The organism is Streptomyces sp. B21-083 (assembly GCF_036898825.1).
In the GTDB taxonomy this organism is placed as follows: Bacteria; Actinomycetota; Actinomycetes; order Streptomycetales; family Streptomycetaceae; genus Streptomyces.
The window spans coordinates 4874931-4894622 of the sequence record NZ_JARUND010000001.1; the positions used below are offsets into that span (position 1 = coordinate 4874931).

Consider the following 19692-nt stretch of genomic DNA (forward strand, 5'->3'; position numbering starts at 1 on the left):
GAGAGGAATCAACTCCCATGGCACGCATCCGTGTTGGCCTGCTCCCCACCTCCTCGTTCATGGTCGGCACCCTGCCGGTGCCGAAGTACGCGGACCAGGAGAAGACGCAGTTCGCCACCGACCGTGAGACCGGCGCGAAGCTCTACACGATCACCCTCTTCTTCATGGAGGAGGACCGCGCCGAGGCTCTGAAGATCACCGTTCCGGAAACCGGTCTGCCCAACGGGCTCCGGCCTGGTGTCCCGGTCATGCCGGTGGAGCTGTTCGCCACTCCGTGGGCGCGCATCTTCAACGGCTCGCTCTCGGACGGCATCGCCTACCGCGCGAGCCGACTCGACCTGGTGGCCCCGGCCGCTGAGGCGGCGTGAGCGGCACCGCTTTCCGGTTCGGCGCTGAGCGCAGCTACCCGCTGCCTCACGCCGGGCCGGATGCCCAGGTCACCGAGTCTCTCGTGACCTCGGTGGCGGCCGTGCTCGTCGCCTACGGCTTCCCCCGCCTCGACACGTCGGCGGATCGGGCGGCCCTTGAATCGGCCCTCACGGCCTTCCTCTACAACCCGTTGGAGAGTCACAGATGAAGGATCCGAACGCACCGGCGCAAGGGATCTTCGGTCACGTCCCGCTCGTCGTCGCCCTGGTGCTCGCCGTGGTCGTCGGATGGGCGGTCTGGTGGATAGTCCGCTACGTTCGCGCCGATTCCATGACCCGGCAGTCCATACGGCAGGCCATACGCGTGCGGTGGGGCTGGAAGCGGCTCGCACCGATGCTCAAGCTGTCGGCCACGGACAAGACCCCGACCGCGCTGGCGTCGCTGGCGAACACGAACGGCAAGCCCATCAAGCCGCGTGTCCTCATCCCTGCCCTGAAGGTGAAGCACGACGCGTATGGGGTGATCGCGCGGGCACAGTGCCTGCCTGGCATCGGGCTTACGCAGTTCCAGAAGGCGGCGCCGCACCTCGCGGACGCCTGGCGCTGCACGCGGGTGGCGGTCACTCAGTACACGCCTGGGCAGATCCTCATCCGGGGTGTGCGACTGGATCCGTTGAAGTTCCCCACCGAGCACCACCCCACGGGTGACGCACCGGAGGAGACAGCCCAGTGGGATCTGGGCTTGGACGAGTACGCGCAACCCGTGTCCGTGAACCTCACGCAGGTGCCCGGCGTGACCGTGGCCGGCCTTCCCGGTTTCGGCAAGACCAGCCTGATCAACCGGCTTCTCTCCGACTGGGCACCCTCTCCCGCAGTCCAGTTCGCCTGCGCGGACGGCAAGGTATCGGCTGCGTACGAAGGTGACTACGCCGATTGGGTCCAACGCATGTTTGCCTTCGTGGGCGATGACCTGGAAGAGGCGAACAAGCTGTTCCGGCAGCTTGTGGAACTGCGCCGCGCGCGGTCGGCATCGGTGCGCCAGGTACTCGGGGTGAAGTCCATGTGGGACGTCGGCCCCTCCGAGAACTGGCCCCTGGTCGTACTGATCGTCGACGAAGCGCACACCTACTTCCGCGACCACAAGGGCAGCGACCAGCAGACGAAGAAGCTGGCCGCGCTCGCCGCCGAGAACGCCCGGCTCGTGGAAGACCTGGTGAAGAAGGGCCGGTCCGTGGGACTGCTCGTCATCCTCACCACTCAGAAGTCCACCGGCGACGCGATACCCACCTTCATCCGCGACGTGTGCCCCGTGGGCCTGAGCTTCGCCCAGAAGACCGCCGAAGCCGCCGTGGCCGCGCTCGGCGAAGAGATCCGGGAATGGCCGGACGCCAACCCCATCAACCTCCAAGACCCCACCTACGTCGGCGTCGCGTCGATGAACCACCAGTCACAACCCGGCTTCGTCCGTATCCGTACGCCCTACGTGCCCGACGCGGAAGCGGCTCTCATTGCCGAACAGACAGCGAACCTCACCGCCGACCCGGGCGCCCTCCTGGAAGCCTTCCTCGGCCTTCGCCTGGCGGACGTGGACCTGACCAAGCTCGACGTCTGAGCCGCAGACCTTCAGCGTCAACACGTTCCCGACGCCCAGGAGAGGAGGTGAACTCCCATGACAACAGAGGACCGGATCACTCAACGCACCATCACCGCCGTCATGATCGTCATTGCCGCGCTGGCGTTCGTCTTCTCCTTCGGCAACGTCTGGTCGCTCGCCCTGCGCCTCGGCGTCCCCGGCCCGATCGCACCGCTCATCGCTCCGATGGTGGACCTATCCGTGGTCGGCCTCCTGGTCGCCCTGCGCTATCTCTCCCTGCGCGGCCTGCCCACCGAACAGATGACGGCCGCCACCCGTCTCATGCACTTCTCCGGACTGCTGACCCTGGCTCTCAACGTCGCAGAACCGATCGTCGCCGGACACTACGGCCGCGCCGCCGTTGACGCGGTGGCCCCGCTGCTCCTACTCGGCTGGGGCGCCGTCGGCCCGCAACTCCTCCGCGCCTTCCACACCGTTGCGCACCCCGCCGTACCGGCTTCGCTGCCGAACAAGATCGAGCCGGAGCCTGAGACAGCTTCTGACGTATCCCACCCTGTTGCGGTGCCTCTCACCGTTCCGGCCCCGGCACCGGTCGCTCCTCGCACGGCCCCGGCTCCCATTTCGCCTGCGGTCAAGGTGCCCGAGCCGCTGCTGACCGAAGCACGCTCCATCGCCACGGCCCACCACACCGAGCACGCCGAACCGATCACAGCGGCCCAGCTCAAGACGCGACTCGGCATCGGCCTGCCCATGGCCACCGCGCTTCACGCCGCTCTGTAAACCACACCGTTCGGCTGGCCCCTCCAGCAAATTCCCTCACCGTCGCCCGCCCCTGGGCCCGACCTGTCATGCCTGCGGGCAGCAGCCCGAGCGCACTGAATCGCTGCTGCCCGCAGGGCCCACCCTCGTGCCAGAAGGGACACCCCGCCACCCATGCGCCGCCCCCTCGACCTGCGCCACGTCATCAGCCCCGGTCTGCGGGACCTGGTCGAACTGGCCAACACCGACAACTTCGACCGAGTCACCGAACAGGTCCGCGACCTGCGGGGCTGCACCAGCCCGGTCAACCTGCACGGCTGGACGACCACCACCGACCAGACCACCAACCAAGTGGTCCGCTCCTACCGCTCCGAGGACGAACCCTCCGGCCGTCTCCTCACCACCTGCGGCAACCGCCGTGCCTCTCGCTGCCCCGCCTGCTCCCACCTCTACGCCGCAGACACCTACCACCTGATCAAGGCCGGACTGTCCGGCGGCAAGAACGTCGCCGAAACCGTCCGCGACCATCCCCGCGCCTTCGTCACCCTCACCGCCCCGTCCTTCGGCCCCGTCCACAACCGCCCCACGACCAACGCGGGAAAGCCCCGCCCCTGCTCATGCGGCGACAGCCATGCCCAGGACGCCCCCGAACTTGGCACCCCACTACGCCCGGCAAGCTACGACTACAGCGGCGCCGTGCTGTGGAACGCCCACGCCGGGGCCCTGTGGGCACGCTTCACCACCTACCTGCGCCGCGCCCTCGCCGAGCACCTCGGCATGACACAGAAGGCACTCAACGCAGCCCTCCGCGTCTCCTTCGCCAAAGTCGCCGAGTACCAACAGCGCGGCCTGGTCCACTTCCACGCGGTCGTCCGCTTCGACGGTCCCGACGGCCACACCACCTCGCCCCCGCCCTGGGCCACCTTCGATGCCCTCCGGGTCGCCGTCGGCCTGGCGGTCGAACGTGCCCGGCTCCTCGTCGACTCGGACGCGGTCGGCGAACGGGTCATCCGGTGGGGCGACCGCTTCAAGGTGGATCAGATCTCCGCCCTGGGGAACGGCGAACTCACGGACGCCAAGGTCGCCGGATACGTCGCCAAGTACGCCACCAAGAACGCAGAGGGCGCGGGCACCGTGGACCGCACCCTCGTATGCCGCCCCTGCGCCGGACGCGGCCACGTACGCGGCCCCGACGGCTTCCGCGACCTCTGCGCCGACTGCGACGGCACCGGCCAAGCCGAACCCCTCACCAACCTCGCCGTCCAGCAGCACGCCCGGCAGATGATCCGTACCGCCTGGGCACTCGGCCACCTCCCCGAGTTCGCCCACCTCAAGCTCTGGAAGTGGGCGCACATGCTCGGCTTCCGCGGCCACTTCTCCAGCAAATCGCGCGCGTACTCGACCACCCTCGGCGCCCTCCGCGACGTACGCCGTGCCTGGCGTACAGCTCAGGCCGAAGCCGCCCGCGTCCGGGCCGGCCTTCCGGTCGACGACGAGAACACCACCCTCGTCACCGCCTCCTCCTGGACCTACCTCAGCAGCGGCTACCGCCCCGACGAAGAACTCCTCGCCGCCCAGGTCCGCCACGACAGGGCCTACACCGAACGCCTCAAGTACGAAGGAGCACCCTGGCTGTGACCACTCCGACCACCGCTGACAAGCGGACGCTGACACTGGTCGAAGCACTCGCTGAGATCAGGGTCTCCCGCGCCGCCTTCTACCGAATGCGGGCCCGGGGCCAGGCACCGAGGCATCTGAAGCTCCCCAACGGTCAGATACGCATCCGCCGGGCCGACCTCGACGCCTGGTTCGACGGCTGCGAGGTGGAGGAAGCATGCTGACCTACGACGTCCAGATCTGGGGCATCCGGAAACGGCCCAACCGCGCGGCGGCACACCAACTCCGTTGGCGCGTAGGCCCCCGCCCCTTCTCCAAGAGCTACAAGATCAAGGCTCAGGCCGACGGGCGACGCTCGGAACTGCTGACCGCCCTGCGCAACCGCGAGCAGTTCGACACGGAAACCGGCCTGCCCGCCTCGGAGGTCCAGGCGCTCAACTCCTCCACCTGGTACGCCCACACCCGCGCGTACGCCGAGATGAAGTGGCCCGGCGCCTCGGCCAAGCACCGCGCGAGCATCGCTGACACGCTGGCCACCATCACGCCGAAGCTCGTCAAGGACAACCGTGGGGCCCCGGCTCCGAAGGTGCTCCGGATCGCGCTCTACTCGTGGGTCTATCGGTTCGTCCTCGGCGATGAAGGAACACTGAGGCCGCGCCTCGACGTCGAAGAGCCTCCTGCCGACGTCGTGGCCGCGCTGGACTGGATCGGCCGGAAGTCCGTGGACATCACCGCCCTCAACACGCCCTCCGTGGTCCGTACGGCGCTCGACGCGCTGAAGCTGAAGCAGGACGGCACGGCCGCTGCCGAGAACACGGTGAACCGCAAGCGGACAGTCTTCAGCAACTGCCTCCGGTACGCGGTAGAGCGGGAGTTGCTGACGACTTTGCCCCTCGACAAGGTCGACTGGACCCCGCCCCAGACTGACGACGAGATCGATTTCCGGTTCGTCCCCGGCCCCAAGCTGGCGAAGGCACTGATCGACGCTGTCGGCGAGCAGGGCGAACGCGGCCGACACCTCATGGCGTTCTTCGGCTGCCTCTATTACGCAGCCAACCGCCCTGGTGAGGCGGCCAGTCTCCGTGAGGACGACTTCACCCTTCCCGAAGAGGGCTGGGGTGAAGTCCTGCTCTCCGTGAGCATGGCCCGAGTCGGCTCCGGATGGACCGACACCGGCGAGTCGTTCGATACGCGCGGCCTGAAGAAGCGTGCCCGCAAGGCAACCCGGCCGGTGCCGATCCCGCCGATTCTCGTGCGCCTGGTCCGCGAGCACATCAAGGAGTTCGGCACCGCCGAAGACGGCCGGCTCTTCCGGGCGACCCAGGGCGGCCACCTCCTGTCCAAGGAATACGGGGAGGCGTGGAAGGCGGCCCGCCTCGCAGTGCTGACGGAGTCTGAGGCGTCCTCGCCGCTGGCTGACGTGCCGTACTCCCTGCGCCACGCGGGCGTCTCGCTCTGGCTTGAGTCCGGCGTCTCCCCTGCCGAGGTCGCACGCCGGGCAGGCCACAGCATCGCGGTTCTGTTCCGCTTCTACGCCAAGGCGATCCATCGCAACCAGCAGCGCGCGAACCAGCAGATCGAGCGGGCACTTGACGCTGCTGCTGATGAGCACTAGAGGAAGCCCACTAAAGTAACTAATCAATATAAAAGGCGCTATAGATATCGAAGTATTGCATTTATCCATTATTTGCGCGAAAATCCGCAACTCGCCCCTCATTCGTGAAATGCGATGTGGGGCGAGTTGTCTGCTTGTAGGCTCCCGTTACCCCAGAGGCCCCTGTTGCCCGCCAGAACCAGACACAGAGGCCCACGCAGCGACATCGGGACGGCTATGCGCATTTCACGTTTCCGCATCGAGAACTACCGCAGCCTCCGCGATGTCGAGATTTCAATATCTAAGTTTGCATGCCTAATCGGGGAAAATAGCGCTGGCAAGTCCTCCGTTGTGCAAGCACTGCACACTTTCCTCCAAGGGCCGAAGCTATCCGACGCAGATTACTACGACCGATCTCGCTCGGTCCGCATCCACGCAACCTTCTGCGAAGTCGGCGATTCAGACCTCTCTCGGCTTGAAGATGAACACCGAAAGAGGATCGAGAAGCACGTATTTGATGGGCATATGACCCTCATCCGCGAGTACCCTCATGACGGCAAGATGCAAGTCAAAATTGTCACCTGGATCCCAAGAGAGGAACGCTTCACCAAAACAGCCATGGAAGAAGTGATATCCGTGGCCGCAGGAGAACACCTGAAGGAGGCGGTGAGCTATCGTTATCCGGAGTACGTAATCCCAGAAAACGGACGGGTAACTAAAGTTGGATTTCGCAGCTGGTTCGACGAGTACGTCAGCAACCTGCCCAAGGAGGAGATGAAAGAAGGAGAGATTCCCCTTCCTACAGGTATTGCAAGCTCGGCAACTCCATTCCTTCCGGACGTAATCTACATCCCGGCCGTGAAGGAACTTAGCGACGAGCTAAAGACCGGCGAAAGCGCAACATTCGGCAAGCTGCTGAGTATTCTTTTCGGACAGATCGAACCGCAGCTTGGGCAAGTTGCCAAGCTCTTCTCTGAACTACACACGGCCTTGAATGTGACAGTAGACGATCAAGGCGTGTTGAAAGATGAACGAATGCCCGAGGTGCAGGCTGTTGAAAACGCAATCGAGCGGAACTTGAAACAGTCTTTCCCTGGGGCCTCGGTCGCGATATCTGTCCCGCCGCCGACACTGCGTAGCCTCTTGTCAGGCGCGTCCATCGAGATCGATGACGGCGTGAGCGGACACTTCAGTACCAAAGGTGACGGCCTTAAGCGCTCGGTCACGTTCGCAATCCTGCGAGCCTATGTTGAGCTGCGGTCGGAGACGGCTGATCAGACGGATGCTCGCCCCTGCCTGCTGCTCTTCGAGGAACCAGAAGTCTTCCTTCACCCGCGGGCTCAGCTCCAACTCTTCGATGCGCTGAAGATCTTCTCGCGCTACAACGACGTGCTAGTGACCACGCATTCTTCACAGTTCTATTCAGCCAGTGCGACCGGAACGTTCGTGAAGATGGTCAAGGATCAATCCATGTCTCCGCCGGCGGGCCGATCCCTCTCGATCGACCTCACGGACATGGATGCCCGTGACCAATTCCAGATCGTCACCCAAGAGAATAACGATGCAGCGTTCTTCTCTGACGCCGTACTTCTTGTAGAGGGCGACAGTGACCAAATCCTCATCCCCCACATCGCCCGCACCCTGAATCCCGATTGGGACCTCAATAAGCGCGGTGTAGCGGTTGCCAAAGTTGGCGGCAAAGGTAGCGTGGAACGCTACCGGCGCTTCTTCGAATCCTTCGGCGTATCAGTCTTCACTCTTACCGATCTTGACTCGTTGCTCAAGAGCTTCAACAAGCTGGGAGCTAGTGATGAAGCTGCGGCTCTTCGTCAGAAGCTAATGGAAACCCTCCATCAAATTGCGGAGGCCAATTTCGCGGCAGACGCAAAAATCAAGAGCGAAAAACTTCGAGACGTCCAGAATTCTCCTGACATAAAATCCATCTGGGAAAGCGTCACCAAGAAAGCCGAAGATCACAAGAATGGAATCTGCGAGTGGGAGGTGCTCGCGAAGGAAATCGAGCTCTTCTTCTCCCATACGAACTCCCAGAAGCGGCTGGATGAACTCGCAGCTGCCGATCCGCCTCCGCTAAAGGCTGCCAAGCAAGCTCTCATTGACAAGTTGCGGTCTGAGGGCATTTTTGTCTTGCAGCGGGGCGCCATCGAGAGTTACTACCCTGAGTCCCTCAAAGGCGAGAAGATTGCGAGAGCGCAGTTGTTTTGCGACACCTACACGACAGCCGAGGAGCTGCGCGCTCTGGAGTCCTTTGTCGGTGACCACGAGTCTGAGTTCGATCTGATCTTCCGTCGAATCTTCTCGTGAAATCCCGCAGCTCTGCGAAGCACAATCCGAGGCACCGGAGCTTGGTCCACGCCTGGTCCACACACGCTGATCAACAACGCGACAGAGCCGCGCCACGGTGAGACAGCCCCACGCAGAAGGGGCACCCCTCAATGAGAGGCACCCCTTCTGACCAGCACGTCTATGACCTGCAACGGCGGTGCGATCCGCACCCTCAGGAACGCTGTCACGCTCTCGCGTTTTTCAAGACCGTTCCCTTAGGCCGCTCGGGCAACCCACCCGCGCCCGTGATCAACACGGCGCGGGACAAGAGTAACGGGTCTGACCGTGCGTGTGTGGGTCAGTTGTCGCCCTCGCGGGAGCCGAGGGTCAGATCGACCGTCTTTGTCTTGCCGTCTCGTTGGTAGGTGATCTGGACCTTGTCGCCGGGCTTGTGGGTCCAGATCTCGCCGATCAGGGTCGGGCCGCTGTCGATCACGTGGTCGTCGAGCTTGGTGATGACGTCGCCGGGCTTCAGGCCCGCCGCGGCCGCCGGGCCGCCCGCCTCGACGGGGTCGGCGGCGTCTGTGCCCTTCTGGCTGATCTGCGCGCCGCCCGTGCCTTCGGTCAGGGTGACCGAGGCGCCGATCTTCGCGTAGACCGGCTTGCCGGTCTTGATCAGCTGCTGGGCGACGTACTTGGCCTGGTTGATCGGGATGGCGAAGCCCAGACCGATCGAGCCGGACTGGCCCGTGCTCAGGCCGCCGCTGCTGGAGGACTGGATCGCCGAGTTGATGCCGATGACGTTGCCCGCCGAGTCGAGCAGCGGGCCACCGGAGTTGCCCGGGTTGATCGACGCGTCCGTCTGCAGGGCGCTCATGTACGACGCCTTGCTGCTGGCGCTGCCGTCACTGGAGGCCACCGGGCGGTTCTTGGCGCTGATGATGCCCGTGGTCACCGTGTTGGAGAGGCCGAAGGGGGCGCCGATCGCGATCGTCGAGTCGCCCACGGCCACCTTGTCGGAGTCGCCCAGGGTGAGCGGCTGCAGATCCGAGGGGGCGTTCTTGAGCTTGATGACCGCGACGTCGTAGCCCTGTGCGTGGCCGACGATCTCGGCGTCGTACTTCTTGCCGTCCGGGAAGGTGGCCGTCAGCTTGCCGCCGTCGACCGCGTCCGCGACGACGTGGTTGTTGGTGACGATGTGGCCCTGGGTGTCGAAGACGAAGCCCGTACCGGTGCCGCCCTCGCCGCTGGAGCTCTCCGCCTCGATGGTGACGGTGCTCGGCAGTGCCTTGGCGGCCACGCCCGCGACCGTGCCGGCGTCGCGCTTCAGGTCGCCGCCGGTCTGCTGTGCGGCGGACACCGTCGTCGACGTGGTGGAGTTGTCGTTGTCCTTGGCCAGCGTGTAGCCGAGGCCGCCGCCCAGGCCGCCGGCGACCAGCGCAGCCACCAGCACCGCGGCGAACAGCCCGCCGCGCCCGGACTTCGGCTTCGGCTGCTGGTCGTACGTGGCGCCCCAGGGTGCGCCCGTGTCGCCGCCGCCTCCACCGTCCATGTACGACGGTGTCGCCGGCGGCGGAGGCGGGGGCCAGGCCGCTGCCTCGTGGCCCGTAGCGGCGCCCTGTGCGGCGTCCGGCGCTCCCGCCGACGCGTACGCCGGCACCTGGCCCGCGTGCGCCGGTTCCGGCTCCGGTGCGCCCGGGGCGTCCTGGGGCACCGGCGGGAGCGGAGTCGTCCGGGCCTCGGGCGCGGTGGCCTGCGGGGAGGCAGCAGGAGCTTCCACCGGCACGGGAGGTGCGGACGGGGCCGGGGGTACCGCAGTGCCCTCGTTCTCGGTGCTCACAGCTCTTTCTCCTCGATCCACGGCTGTCCTTCTCGGTCGCACTCGGTCACGCCCGATCACACGTGCGCGTACCCGTTCATACGGGTGGCGGTCGGTACGTGATTCAGCTTGTGCGTGTCCTTTTGTATGCCGTCAGCTTTTCCCACAGGCCGTCAGGGCACCATAAGCGGTGCCTGTGGGTCCGGGGCTATTCTTTATATCCGACAAGTCGCACAACCGTGAGCATCTGTTACGCGTATCGGGCACCCACGACGTCACGTCCGCCCTTCGACGGTGACACCATGACTCGGTGACCCACGCACGACAGCACCCGATCCAGGTCGTCGCCCACCGCGGAGCCTCGGAAGAGGCCCCCGAGCACACGCTGGCCGCCTACAAGAAGGCGATCGAGGCCGGCGCCGACGCCCTGGAGTGCGATGTACGGCTGACCGCGGACGGCCATCTCGTCTGCGTCCACGACCGCCGCGTCAACCGTACGTCCAATGGCCGCGGCGCTGTCTCCGCCCTGGAGCTCGCCGACCTCGCCGCCCTGGACTTCGGCTCCTGGAAGACCGGGGACGAGGCCCCCGACTGGGAACACCGCCCGGAGGACCGCGAGGACACCTCCGTACTCACCCTGGAGCGACTCCTCGAACTCGTCGCCGACGCCGGGCGGCGGGTGGAGCTGGCCATCGAGACCAAGCACCCCACGCGGTGGGCGGGCCAGGTCGAGGAGCGGCTGCTGTTCCTGCTCAAACGGTTCGGCCTGGACGCCCCTGAGTCGCCGACCGATTCACAGGTACGGGTCATGAGTTTCTCGGCGCGCTCGCTGCACCGCGTCAGGGCAGCCGCGCCGACCCTGCCGACCGTGTACCTGAACCAGTTCCTCTCACCCCGCCTGCGCGACGGGCGGCTGCCCACAGGGGTGCGGATCGCCGGCCCCTCCATCCGGATCGTGCGCAGTCACCCGGTGTACATCGAGCGGCTGAAACATGCCGGTCACCAGGTACACGTGTGGACCGTGAACGAGCCCGCGGACGTCGATCTCTGTGTCGACCTCGGCATCGACGCCGTAATCACCAACCGCCCGGGCGCTGTCCTGCGGCAACTGGGCCGCTGACCAGCCACCCTTCCGCGACTCCAGACCTCCGGCCGTGAGCCGTCTCTTACCCGACTCCGACTCCGGTTCGCGTCCGGACTCTTGACCTGGCGGTCCGGGTGAGGAAACCTCCACCTTCGGCCATACCGTCGAAATCCGGCCACTCGGTTACAGGGAGTGCACCGGCGCGTTCGGTCCGTGTTCGATCATCTCGAGTGCGTCACCGAAGGCGGAAGGGGCGGTTTCCGGTACAGGCCAAAGGGGCATTCACACCGTGGCGTGGGGCAAAGGAGGTCTCGGGGGTGGCGTTGGTGGTGGCACAGGAGGTGCCCACGTCGTCGAGCATGGCCGTTCCCCATGGCCCTGCGGGCGTGGGGAAAGCAAGACACCGGATGCGCGATCAGTTGCGCACGGGCGGTGTGGCGGAATCGGTCATAGACGACGCGGTCCTGATCCTGTCCGAACTCTTGAGCAATGCGTGCAAACACGGTCGGCCACTGGGCGAGGCGCTGGCCGGTGACGGCGACGTCCGGGCCGCGTGGCGCGTGGACTCCGGCGGCAGACTCGTCGTCGAGGTGACAGACGGGGGCGGCCCGACCCGCCCGGTTCCGTCGACCCCTTCGGTGACGGCGCGAGGCGGTCGCGGGCTGAACATCATCACGGCGCTGGCCAACGACTGGGGCGTCCGGGACGACACCCGCGGCGAGGTCACGGTGTGGGCCGTCGTCAACGACGACGTCCACGACCCGAGCGCCGGCCACCGGCGTACCGACTTCGCCACCCGCGTCACGGGCCGCTCGATGTCCGCGATACCCGACCTGGACTTCGCGGACGTGTTCGACGACATGGACTGACGGCACACCGGCAGCGGCCGGTGCGCACAGGTCCGGACGCCGGTGCCGGTGCGTTGTCCACAGGGTCCCGTCGGCCGTCGTACGAACGGCTAGGCTCGCGCCAGTACGAGACGAGCCGTAACCGGGAGACACCCACGATGGCCAAGAAGCGACCCCAGACCAAGGCCTCGCGGCCTCAGCTGTCCGACCGAGCCCGCGCCGGAGGCGCTGATGGGGACTTTCCGGTTGTCGGCGCCCGCGAGCCCTGCCCCTGCGACAGCGGCCGGCGCTACAAGGCCTGTCACGGCCGGGCCGCCGCGCACGCGGTGACCGAACTGGTGCACCGGCCCTTCGAGGGCCTGCCCGGAGAGGGCGACTGGGTGGCTCTGCGCGAGCTGGTCCCCGCCGCCACCGTGGAGCTGACCCTGAAGGGCGGTCTCCCCGAGGGCGTTCCCTCGGTCACACTCGCGACGGTCCTGCCGATGGCCTGGCCCGCCCTACGCCGTGACGACGGCTCGGTCCTGCTCGGGCTGCAGAACGACACGGCGTCCGGCGACATCAGCCGCGACCTCGCCGACACCCTCCAGCGCGCGCTCACCGCGGCGCCCGGCACGCCCGTCCAGGGCCGCCGCGCCCCGGCCGAGAGCCCGCGGCTGCAGGACCTGCTCGACCCTGAAGGCGTGTTCGAGCCAGTTGTGCACACGGGCTTCGAGTTCTGGGTTCCGGACGCCCAGAACGCCACGGCGGACGTCACCGCCTCCCTGGAGCGTGCGAACGACGCGGCCATCCCGACCGTGAAGCTGACGGGCGTCGACGCCGCGTACTGGTGCGAGACCCCGGACAAGAACCACCTGCGCTGGGTGATGCCGCACGGCGAGGAGCAGCTGCTCGACGCCCTCGCGCGGCTGCACGCGGCCGGGCAGGCCGGCCTGGGCGAGGGCACCCGCCTTGTGGGCTCCTTCCGCGCGCACGGCCTCACCGTCCCGGTCTGGGACCTGCCGACCGGCGTCACCGCGGAGGACGTCGAGAAGCCGGCCGCCGAGTTCGCCGACCGTCTCGCCACCGCGCTGGCCTCGGACGCGCCGCTCACCCCGGAGGAGCGCCGCGCGCGCGGCGGCCTGACCAACCGCCAGGTGACGCTCAGCTGACGCACAGTCGGACTCATCGATTCCGGTGCCTCGGGCGGGGGTGACTCCAGTCACAACTCCCCGTGAGAACAACGGAATCGGTGTCCGAATAGCCGAGATCGAATTTGCGAACTGCCGATCTCTTGTTAGCGTTGCGGTAGCCCGGTTGCTGGTGCATCCCCCGTCGCCAGCAACCGGGTCTTTCTCTGCCCGGAGAGTCCCACGGCGTTCTGTACGGAACCGCTCCGCGCGTCAACTTCCGTCGGGCGCCCCGGAGTTGCTCCCCGAGCGCAGCAGCAGCGGCCCTTGTCCCGCTTCCGCCGCTCCTTCCGCCTCGTCCGTGGATTTCCCCGCCGCCGCGAACTCCGCGACGGCCGTGTACGCCCCCGGCGCACCCGCCGTGCGCTCCCTGGGCGTCTCGCACACCCCCGGCTCGTCCTCGGCGCCCACCGCGCACCGCAGCTGCACGGTGTGGGAGTCGGGGCCCATGAGGCTCAGCACGGACACGAGTTCACGGCCGGTCGCGTTGCGGTAGTAGGTGCGCGCCCAGGTCTCCTCCCCCTGCGACAGGACACAGGTCTGTGCCTCGATGCCGTCGGGGGAGGTGAGTTCGGGACCGCAGCGGGCGGCGGTGGCGAGGCCCAGGCCGAGCAGCAGCGGGGAACCGGTGGGATCGGCGGCAGGGTCGGCGGCTTCTCGCGCCTTGTCGTCCTCAGGGCCCTGTTGAGGACCGTCTTCAGGCGTCAGGGGGAGGAGGGCGTCGCGGTCCGCGTCGCCCACGGGCCCGGCAGACGCCACGGCCAGCGGCAGGGCGACCGTGAGCGCCACGACGCCCGAGAGCGCGAGCAGACGGAGGTTCATGGAGGTGAACATAACGACAGGGAACGGGCGCCCGGTTGCCCGCGCGCCCGACACCCCTACAACTCGGGCGCGCTCACACCCGTACGAGTGAGGGCCTCCACCACGGCGTCCACCACGGCCTCGACATCGGGCAGCCAGGGCGAGGCCGAGCCGGGCAGCGGAGCCCGCTCCCAGCGGACCTGGCCCTGTCCGGTCTCGGACGGCGGCAGGGCGATGTAGCCGCCCTCGCTGTGGAAGCGGAGCGAGCCGGGCACGAAGTCCTTCGCGTACAGCAGTTCGCCCAGCTGTTCCATCGTGTACGGCTTCACGAGCAGCGACCAGCGGGTGGGAGCCGCGACGACCGGACCCAGGCGCATGCCCTTGCGGTCCAGGGCGTCGAGGGCGCGCGCCGCGGCCGGGGCCGGCAGGCTGACTGCGCACGGAGCCGCGCCGCCGGTGGCGAGAATAATGGGAGCCGTCGGCCGGTTCGTCCACCACCAGCGCACCATGCGCGCGTCGGTGGTCGCCGCCAGCAGGCCGGGTTCGAACGGGTGAGCGCCGGGGACCGTGCACTCCGGATCGGGGCAGCCGCAGCGGGCGCGCCCCTGTGGATCCGGTGCCACGCCCGGGAGTACGGGCCACTGCCATTCGGCCGCGAACGTCAGAGCCGCGCCGAGCACTTCAGGCTTCCCGCCGTCACGCCGGGACAGGAGCCTGCGTCGCCTTCCGAGCCTTCCGAGGATCTCGCGCATGAGCGCTCGTTCCTTTCCGTTGCACGCCTGGCAACACCGTGGGCCACATCACACCATGTGTCGATCACTTCACTGTGCGTATCTTCTGGCGCATCCCGATCTGCGGGAGGCAAGGGGAGGCCCCCTTGTTGTGCGCCGAGCGCCGAGCGTTGGCTTCGTCCGCGTCCATACTGCGTTCATCAAAAGCATGGGCATGGCGCGGGGTGGCGGAGTCTGGCGTTTTGCGTCCCGCGTATTTCTCTCCGCCTCCGCCAAGGGAGGATGGGACACGGCCGTCGGTGGTTAAGACGCCCGGGTCCGTCGCCAGGTTCCGGGTGGTTGGACAACCACCCCCGGCCTTCACCGAGTACGTACCCACCAAGACCGCTGTGACGCTCCGTCGAACCAGGCCAGTCGACCTCAATAACCCGCTACCCGAGTCAGTTTTAGGCCAACTTTGCTTTTTCGCAAGGGGACCACGGCGAACCCATGGACACCAGGAATCCCGGCAGGACAATGCTGGACATCCCCTCACGAGTGCGTGTACATGTGGAGACACTGCTAGCGGCGCAGAATCACATGGGGGTTTGCGATGCTATTGAGCAATAAGCGCCGGTCGGAAGGCCGGACGCCATGAACGCCCCTCACCTCCCGAAAGTGGCTGGAATCGATGCCACGGTTCCCTCGCCCGCACACACTGTCGCGCCCGCGCCCGTAATCCCGGACGCCCCAGCGGACACACCCACACTGACCTGCCCGAACGGCCCCGGCATCCTGCTCCAGGACCGCCTCGCCGGCTGGGTGTCCGACCTCACAACGCTGCACGAACTCACCGAGCGGCTGGCCCGCACGGCGGCACTCGACGAAGCACTGCGGGAGCTGCTGCAGGCCGGAGCCGCCCTCGTGGGCGCCCGGCGCGGTCTCGTCGTCCTGGAACCCGGTGACGGTCTCGGCCCCGACACCACCATCGGCCTGGGACTGGCCCGCGCGGACCTCGGGCACATCGAGACGATCCCGCGCGGCGCCATGCCGTACGGACAGCTCCTCGACACGGCCGCCGGCCTGCCCGGCGGCGAGAGCGAAATCACACACCCGGACCTCCTCGCCGAGGACGGTCTCGACCCCCGTCACCGCGAGGTGGCCGCCCGCCTGGGCTACGCGGCGAGCTACGCGCTCCCCCTGTCCACGGAGTCCGCGGGCCGCCTCGGCGCGGCCGTCTGGCTGTACGACGAGCCCGCGGAGCCGGTCGAACGGCAGCGGCACCTCGTCGGCCTGTACGCGCGGTTCGCGACCGAGCACCTGGCCCGGCTGGTCGAAGTGGAGCGCACGCGCGCGTGCGTGCGCACGATCTCCGAAGAGCTGCTGCCCGCCCGGCTGCCCCGGACGGCCGGGGTCCAGCTCGCCGCCCGGCACCGCACCGGTCCGCGCGGCGGCGGCGACTGGTACGACGCGCTGCCGCTCCCTGACGCCGCCCTCGGCCTGGCCGTGGGCGCGGTGACCGGCTCCGGGCCGAGCGCGATCGCCGCGATGGGCCGGCTGCGGGCCTCCCTGCGCGCGTACGCCGTGATGGAGGGCGAGGACCCGGTGGCGGTCCTCTCCGACCTGGAGCTGCTGCTGCGGCTCACCGAGCCCGCCCGCTGCGCGACCGCCCTGTTCGCCTACTGCGAGCCCGCGCTGCGCAAGGTCACGCTGGCCGGTGCCGGGCACTGTCCACCCCTGCTGATCGGCGAGCGGCGCACGGAGTTCGTGGAGACCACCGTGTCGGCGCCGCTCGGGATGCTCGCCTGCTGGGAGGCGCCCAGCGTGGAGTTCCGTACCGAGCCCGGAGAGACGGTTCTGCTGTACACCGACGGGCTGCTGCACCGGACCGGCGAACCAGTGGACCGGGCCTTCTCCCGGCTGCACGCGGCGGCGGCGAGCGTCCCCCGGCAGCTGCGGGACGACGCTGGCGCGATCGCGGACCACGTCCTGCGGAACATGCTGCCGGACGGGCTGGACGCGTCGGACGGTCAGGAGGATGTCGTACTGCTGTCGGCGCGGTTCGAGTGAGCCGCCGGTCGCCGCGCGCACCTCTGGGCCCCGTCCCGTACGACCGTACGATGGACGGGGTCCAGTGCCGTATCTAGGAGGATGACCGTGGCGGACGAGCTCAATCCGGCGATCCCGGAGACTGAGACAGAGCCCGAAGAGCCGATCAAGCAGCGGAAGAACGGCCTGTACCCCGGCGTGTCCGACGAGCTTGCCGAGAACATGAAGTCCGGCTGGGCCGACACCGAGCTGACGGGCCTGGAGCCCGTCGCTCAGGCCGAGCACACCGCCGCCCGCCGTGCCGCACTGTCCGCGCGCTTCCCCGGTGAGCGTCTGGTGATCCCGGCGGGCAATCTGAAGACGCGTTCGAACGACACGGAGTACCCCTTCCGGGCCTCGGTCGAGTACGCGTACCTGACCGGTAACCAGACCGAGGACGGCGTGCTCGTCCTGGAGCCCGTCACGGGCGGTCACAAGGCGACGATCTATCTCCTCCCTCGCTCCGACCGCGAGAACGGTGAGTTCTGGCTCTCCGGGCAGGGTGAGCTGTGGGTCGGGCGCCGGCATTCACTCACCGAGGCCGAACAGGTGTACGGCATCCCGGCTTCGGACGTGCGCGAACTGGCCGGCAGGCTGACGGAGGCCACCGGGCCGGTACGAGTCGTACGTGGGTTCGACGCGGCTATCGAGGCCGCCCTGACCGACAAGGTCACCGCCGAGCACGACGAAGAACTGCGGGTCTTCCTCTCCGAGGCGCGGCTGGTCAAGGACGAGTTCGAGATCGGCGAGCTGCAGAAGGCCGTCGACTCGACCGTGCGCGGGTTCGAGGACGTGGTGAAAATCCTCGACAAGGCCGAGGCGACCTCCGAGCGGTACATCGAGGGCACCTTCTTCCTCCGCGCGCGTGTGGAGGGCAACGACGTCGGCTACGGCTCCATCTGCGCGGCCGGCCCGCACGCCTGCACGCTCCACTGGGTGCGCAACGACGGAGCAGTGCGCTCCGGTGACCTGCTGCTGCTGGACGCGGGCGTCGAGACGCACACGTACTACACGGCCGACGTCACCCGGACGCTGCCGATCAACGGCACGTACACCGAGATCCAGAAGAAGATCTACGACGCGGTGTACGACGCCCAGGAGGCCGGTATCGCGGCCGTACGGCCCGGCGGCAAGTACCGCGACTTCCACGATGCGGCGCAGCGGGTGCTGGCCGAGCGGATCGTGGAGTGGGGGCTTGTCGAGGGGCCCGTGGAGCGGGTGCTGGAGCTGGGGTTGCAACGCAGGTGGACGCTGCACGGCACGGGGCACATGCTCGGTATGGACGTTCACGACTGCGCCGCGGCGCGGGTGGAGTCCTATGTCGACGGGACGCTCGAGCCGGGGATGGTGCTGACTGTCGAGCCCGGGCTGTACTTCCAGGCCGATGATCTGACGGTGCCTGTGGAGTACCGGGGTATTGGGGTGCGGATCGAGGACGACATTCTGGTGACCGAGGGTGGGAACCGGAATCTGTCGGCCGGATTGCCTCGCCGATCTGATGAAGTGGAGGCTTGGATGGCCTCCCTGAAGAGCTGATCTTTCGTCTGCGGGTGGTTCGTGGCTGGTCGCGCAGTTCCCCGCGCCCCTCAAGGCATCGGTGTGGACCTGCATCTTGAGTTCGCCGTCGGTGAAGGGCGCCGCGGCGGGCTCGAGCGCGCTCTGCGGGATGCCGTGCGGGACGGGCGGCTGGCGCCCGGGGCTCGGCTGCCTGCCAGTCGGCGGCTCGCCGATGAGCTGGGGGTCTCGCGGGGGACCGTGAAGGCCGCCTACGACCAGCTGGTCGCCGAGGGGTATCTCACCGCTCGGCAAGGGGCCGGTACGCAGGTCGCCGCACTGCCCTCCGTCGGTGCCGAGCCGACGGAGGCCGCCGCACGCGCGCGTGTGCCCCGTTTCGATCTGCGGCCCGGAAGCCCGGACGTCGGGACGTTCCCGGCGGGCGCCTGGCTGCGGGCGCTGCGCCGCGCCGTCGCGACGGCGCCCTCCCCGGCGTACGACTACGGCGACCCGCGCGGCCGGATCGAGCTGCGCACGGCGCTCTCCGGCTACCTGGGGCGGGCCCGCGGGGTGCTCGCGCCGCCCGCGCGGATCGTGATCACCTCCGGGTACGTGCAGGGGCTCTCGCTCCTCACGCGCGTGCTGGACGGCGCCGCGATCGCCATGGAGGACCCGGGGCTGCCCTTCCACCGGGAGGTCGTACGGCGGGCCGGCGGGCGCGTCGTACCGGTGGGCGTCGACGAGCGCGGCGCCCGCGTCGAGGAGTTGACCGGCCCGGAGGTCTCCGCGGTCGTCGTCACGCCCGCCCATCAGTACCCGACCGGCGTGACCCTGCACCCGGAGCGGCGGCGGGCGCTCACCGACTGGGCACGCGCGCGTGACGGGCTGATCGTCGAGGACGACTACGACGGGGAGTTCCGGTACGACAGACAGCCCGTCGGTGCTCTGCAGGGCATGGCCCCGGGACAGGTCGCCTATATCGGCACCGCCTCCAAGACACTCGGGCCCGCCCTGCGCCTGGGCTGGATGGTGCTGCCCCCGCATCTCGTCGACGCGGTCGCCGACGTCAAGCTGCACAGCGACCACCACACCGAGACCATCGGCCAGCTGGCCCTCGCCGAACTGATCACCAGCCACGCGTACGACCGGCACGTGCGCGCGTGCCGCCTGCGGTACCGGCGTCGCCGGGACCGGCTCGTCGACCTGCTGGGCGCCCGCCGGAACGTGCGCGGGATCGCGGCGGGACTGCACGCCCTCGTGGAGGTGGCCGACGAGGCGGCGGTCCTGGCACGGGCCGAGGAGGCCGGGCTCGCGGTCGGGTATCTCGGGGAGCACTGGCACGGGCCGGGGACGGCGGCCTCTGAGGGGCGCGCTCAGGGGCTGGTCGTGGGGTACGGGACGCCTCGGGAACGGGTGTATCCGGAGGCGCTGGAGGTGCTCGGGCGGGTTCTGGAGGGTGGCTGAGCG

17 protein-coding genes are annotated in these 19692 nt (G+C 68.1%); 14 read left to right on the top strand and 3 right to left on the bottom strand.

Features of this window, described 5'->3' with window-relative positions; all coding sequences use genetic code 11:
* Positions 1 to 17 precede the first annotated feature (17 nt).
* From QA861_RS21950 to QA861_RS21985, 8 genes are all read left to right on the top strand, one after another.
* Complete coding sequence (locus QA861_RS21950) at positions 18 to 368, top strand: SCO3933 family regulatory protein (protein WP_334590002.1); 351 nt, start codon at positions 18 to 20, stop codon at positions 366 to 368.
* Complete coding sequence (locus tag QA861_RS21955) at positions 365 to 577, top strand: hypothetical protein (protein ID WP_334590003.1); 213 nt, start codon at positions 365 to 367, stop codon at positions 575 to 577. Before QA861_RS21950 ends, QA861_RS21955 begins: the two co-directional genes overlap by 4 nt.
* Positions 574 to 1980 (top strand): cell division protein FtsK, encoded by a 1407-nt coding sequence (locus QA861_RS21960; protein WP_334590004.1) that lies wholly within the window; start codon positions 574 to 576, stop codon positions 1978 to 1980. Before QA861_RS21955 ends, QA861_RS21960 begins: the two co-directional genes overlap by 4 nt.
* Positions 1981 to 2037: 57 nt before the next feature.
* The gene (locus QA861_RS21965; RefSeq protein ID WP_334590005.1) at positions 2038 to 2742 is read left to right on the top strand and encodes a DUF2637 domain-containing protein; all 705 of its coding nucleotides are present in this window, start codon (positions 2038 to 2040) and stop codon (positions 2740 to 2742) included.
* Between the two features lie 153 nt (positions 2743 to 2895).
* Positions 2896 to 4359 carry a replication initiator gene (locus tag QA861_RS21970; protein ID WP_334590006.1) on the top strand — a complete coding sequence of 488 codons (1464 nt, stop codon included), beginning with the start codon at positions 2896 to 2898 and terminating at the stop codon, positions 4357 to 4359.
* Complete coding sequence (locus QA861_RS21975; protein WP_334590007.1) at positions 4356 to 4562, top strand: helix-turn-helix transcriptional regulator; 207 nt, start codon at positions 4356 to 4358, stop codon at positions 4560 to 4562. Before QA861_RS21970 ends, QA861_RS21975 begins: the two co-directional genes overlap by 4 nt.
* A complete protein-coding gene (locus QA861_RS21980; protein ID WP_334590008.1) occupies positions 4556 to 5953 on the top strand; it encodes a tyrosine-type recombinase/integrase in 1398 nt (465 codons plus the stop codon). Before QA861_RS21975 ends, QA861_RS21980 begins: the two co-directional genes overlap by 7 nt.
* 216 nt (positions 5954 to 6169) lie before the next feature.
* Positions 6170 to 8254 carry an ATP-dependent nuclease gene (locus tag QA861_RS21985; protein WP_334590009.1) on the top strand — a complete coding sequence of 695 codons (2085 nt, stop codon included), beginning with the start codon at positions 6170 to 6172 and terminating at the stop codon, positions 8252 to 8254.
* Positions 8255 to 8573: 319 nt separating this feature from the next.
* On the opposite strand, the gene QA861_RS21990 is transcribed toward QA861_RS21985, so the two are convergent.
* Positions 8574 to 10055: a S1C family serine protease gene (locus QA861_RS21990; protein WP_334590010.1), complete on the bottom strand. Its 1482-nt coding sequence runs from the start codon at positions 10053 to 10055 to the stop codon at positions 8574 to 8576.
* A gap of 289 nt (positions 10056 to 10344) precedes the next feature.
* On the opposite strand from QA861_RS21990, the gene QA861_RS21995 reads away from it, so the two are divergent.
* The 3 genes from QA861_RS21995 (at position 10345) to QA861_RS22005 (ending at position 13114) form a co-directional block, all read left to right on the top strand.
* Positions 10345 to 11154, top strand: coding sequence for a glycerophosphodiester phosphodiesterase (locus QA861_RS21995; protein ID WP_334590011.1), 810 nt, complete (start codon positions 10345 to 10347; stop codon positions 11152 to 11154).
* A 194-nt stretch (positions 11155 to 11348) separates the two neighbouring features.
* Positions 11349 to 11987, top strand: coding sequence for an ATP-binding protein (locus tag QA861_RS22000; RefSeq protein WP_334590012.1), 639 nt, complete (start codon positions 11349 to 11351; stop codon positions 11985 to 11987).
* Between the two features lie 137 nt (positions 11988 to 12124).
* A complete protein-coding gene (locus QA861_RS22005) occupies positions 12125 to 13114 on the top strand; it encodes a DUF5926 family protein (protein ID WP_334590013.1) in 990 nt (329 codons plus the stop codon).
* A 231-nt stretch (positions 13115 to 13345) separates the two neighbouring features.
* Here the strand turns inward: QA861_RS22005 and QA861_RS22010 are convergent, their stop codons facing one another.
* Positions 13346 to 13954: a hypothetical protein gene (locus tag QA861_RS22010; protein ID WP_334590014.1), complete on the bottom strand. Its 609-nt coding sequence runs from the start codon at positions 13952 to 13954 to the stop codon at positions 13346 to 13348.
* 56 nt (positions 13955 to 14010) lie between these two features.
* Positions 14011 to 14685: a bifunctional DNA primase/polymerase gene (locus QA861_RS22015; protein ID WP_334590015.1), complete on the bottom strand. Its 675-nt coding sequence runs from the start codon at positions 14683 to 14685 to the stop codon at positions 14011 to 14013.
* Positions 14686 to 15297: 612 nt separating this feature from the next.
* On the opposite strand from QA861_RS22015, the gene QA861_RS22020 reads away from it, so the two are divergent.
* From QA861_RS22020 to pdxR, 3 genes are all read left to right on the top strand, one after another.
* A complete protein-coding gene (locus QA861_RS22020) occupies positions 15298 to 16713 on the top strand; it encodes a PP2C family protein-serine/threonine phosphatase (protein WP_334590016.1) in 1416 nt (471 codons plus the stop codon).
* An 87-nt stretch (positions 16714 to 16800) separates the two neighbouring features.
* The gene (locus QA861_RS22025; RefSeq protein ID WP_334590017.1) at positions 16801 to 18267 is read left to right on the top strand and encodes an aminopeptidase P family protein; all 1467 of its coding nucleotides are present in this window, start codon (positions 16801 to 16803) and stop codon (positions 18265 to 18267) included.
* A 63-nt stretch (positions 18268 to 18330) separates the two neighbouring features.
* A complete protein-coding gene (pdxR, locus tag QA861_RS22030; RefSeq protein ID WP_334590018.1) occupies positions 18331 to 19689 on the top strand; it encodes a MocR-like pyridoxine biosynthesis transcription factor PdxR in 1359 nt (452 codons plus the stop codon).
* The last annotated feature ends 3 nt before the right edge of the window (positions 19690 to 19692 follow it).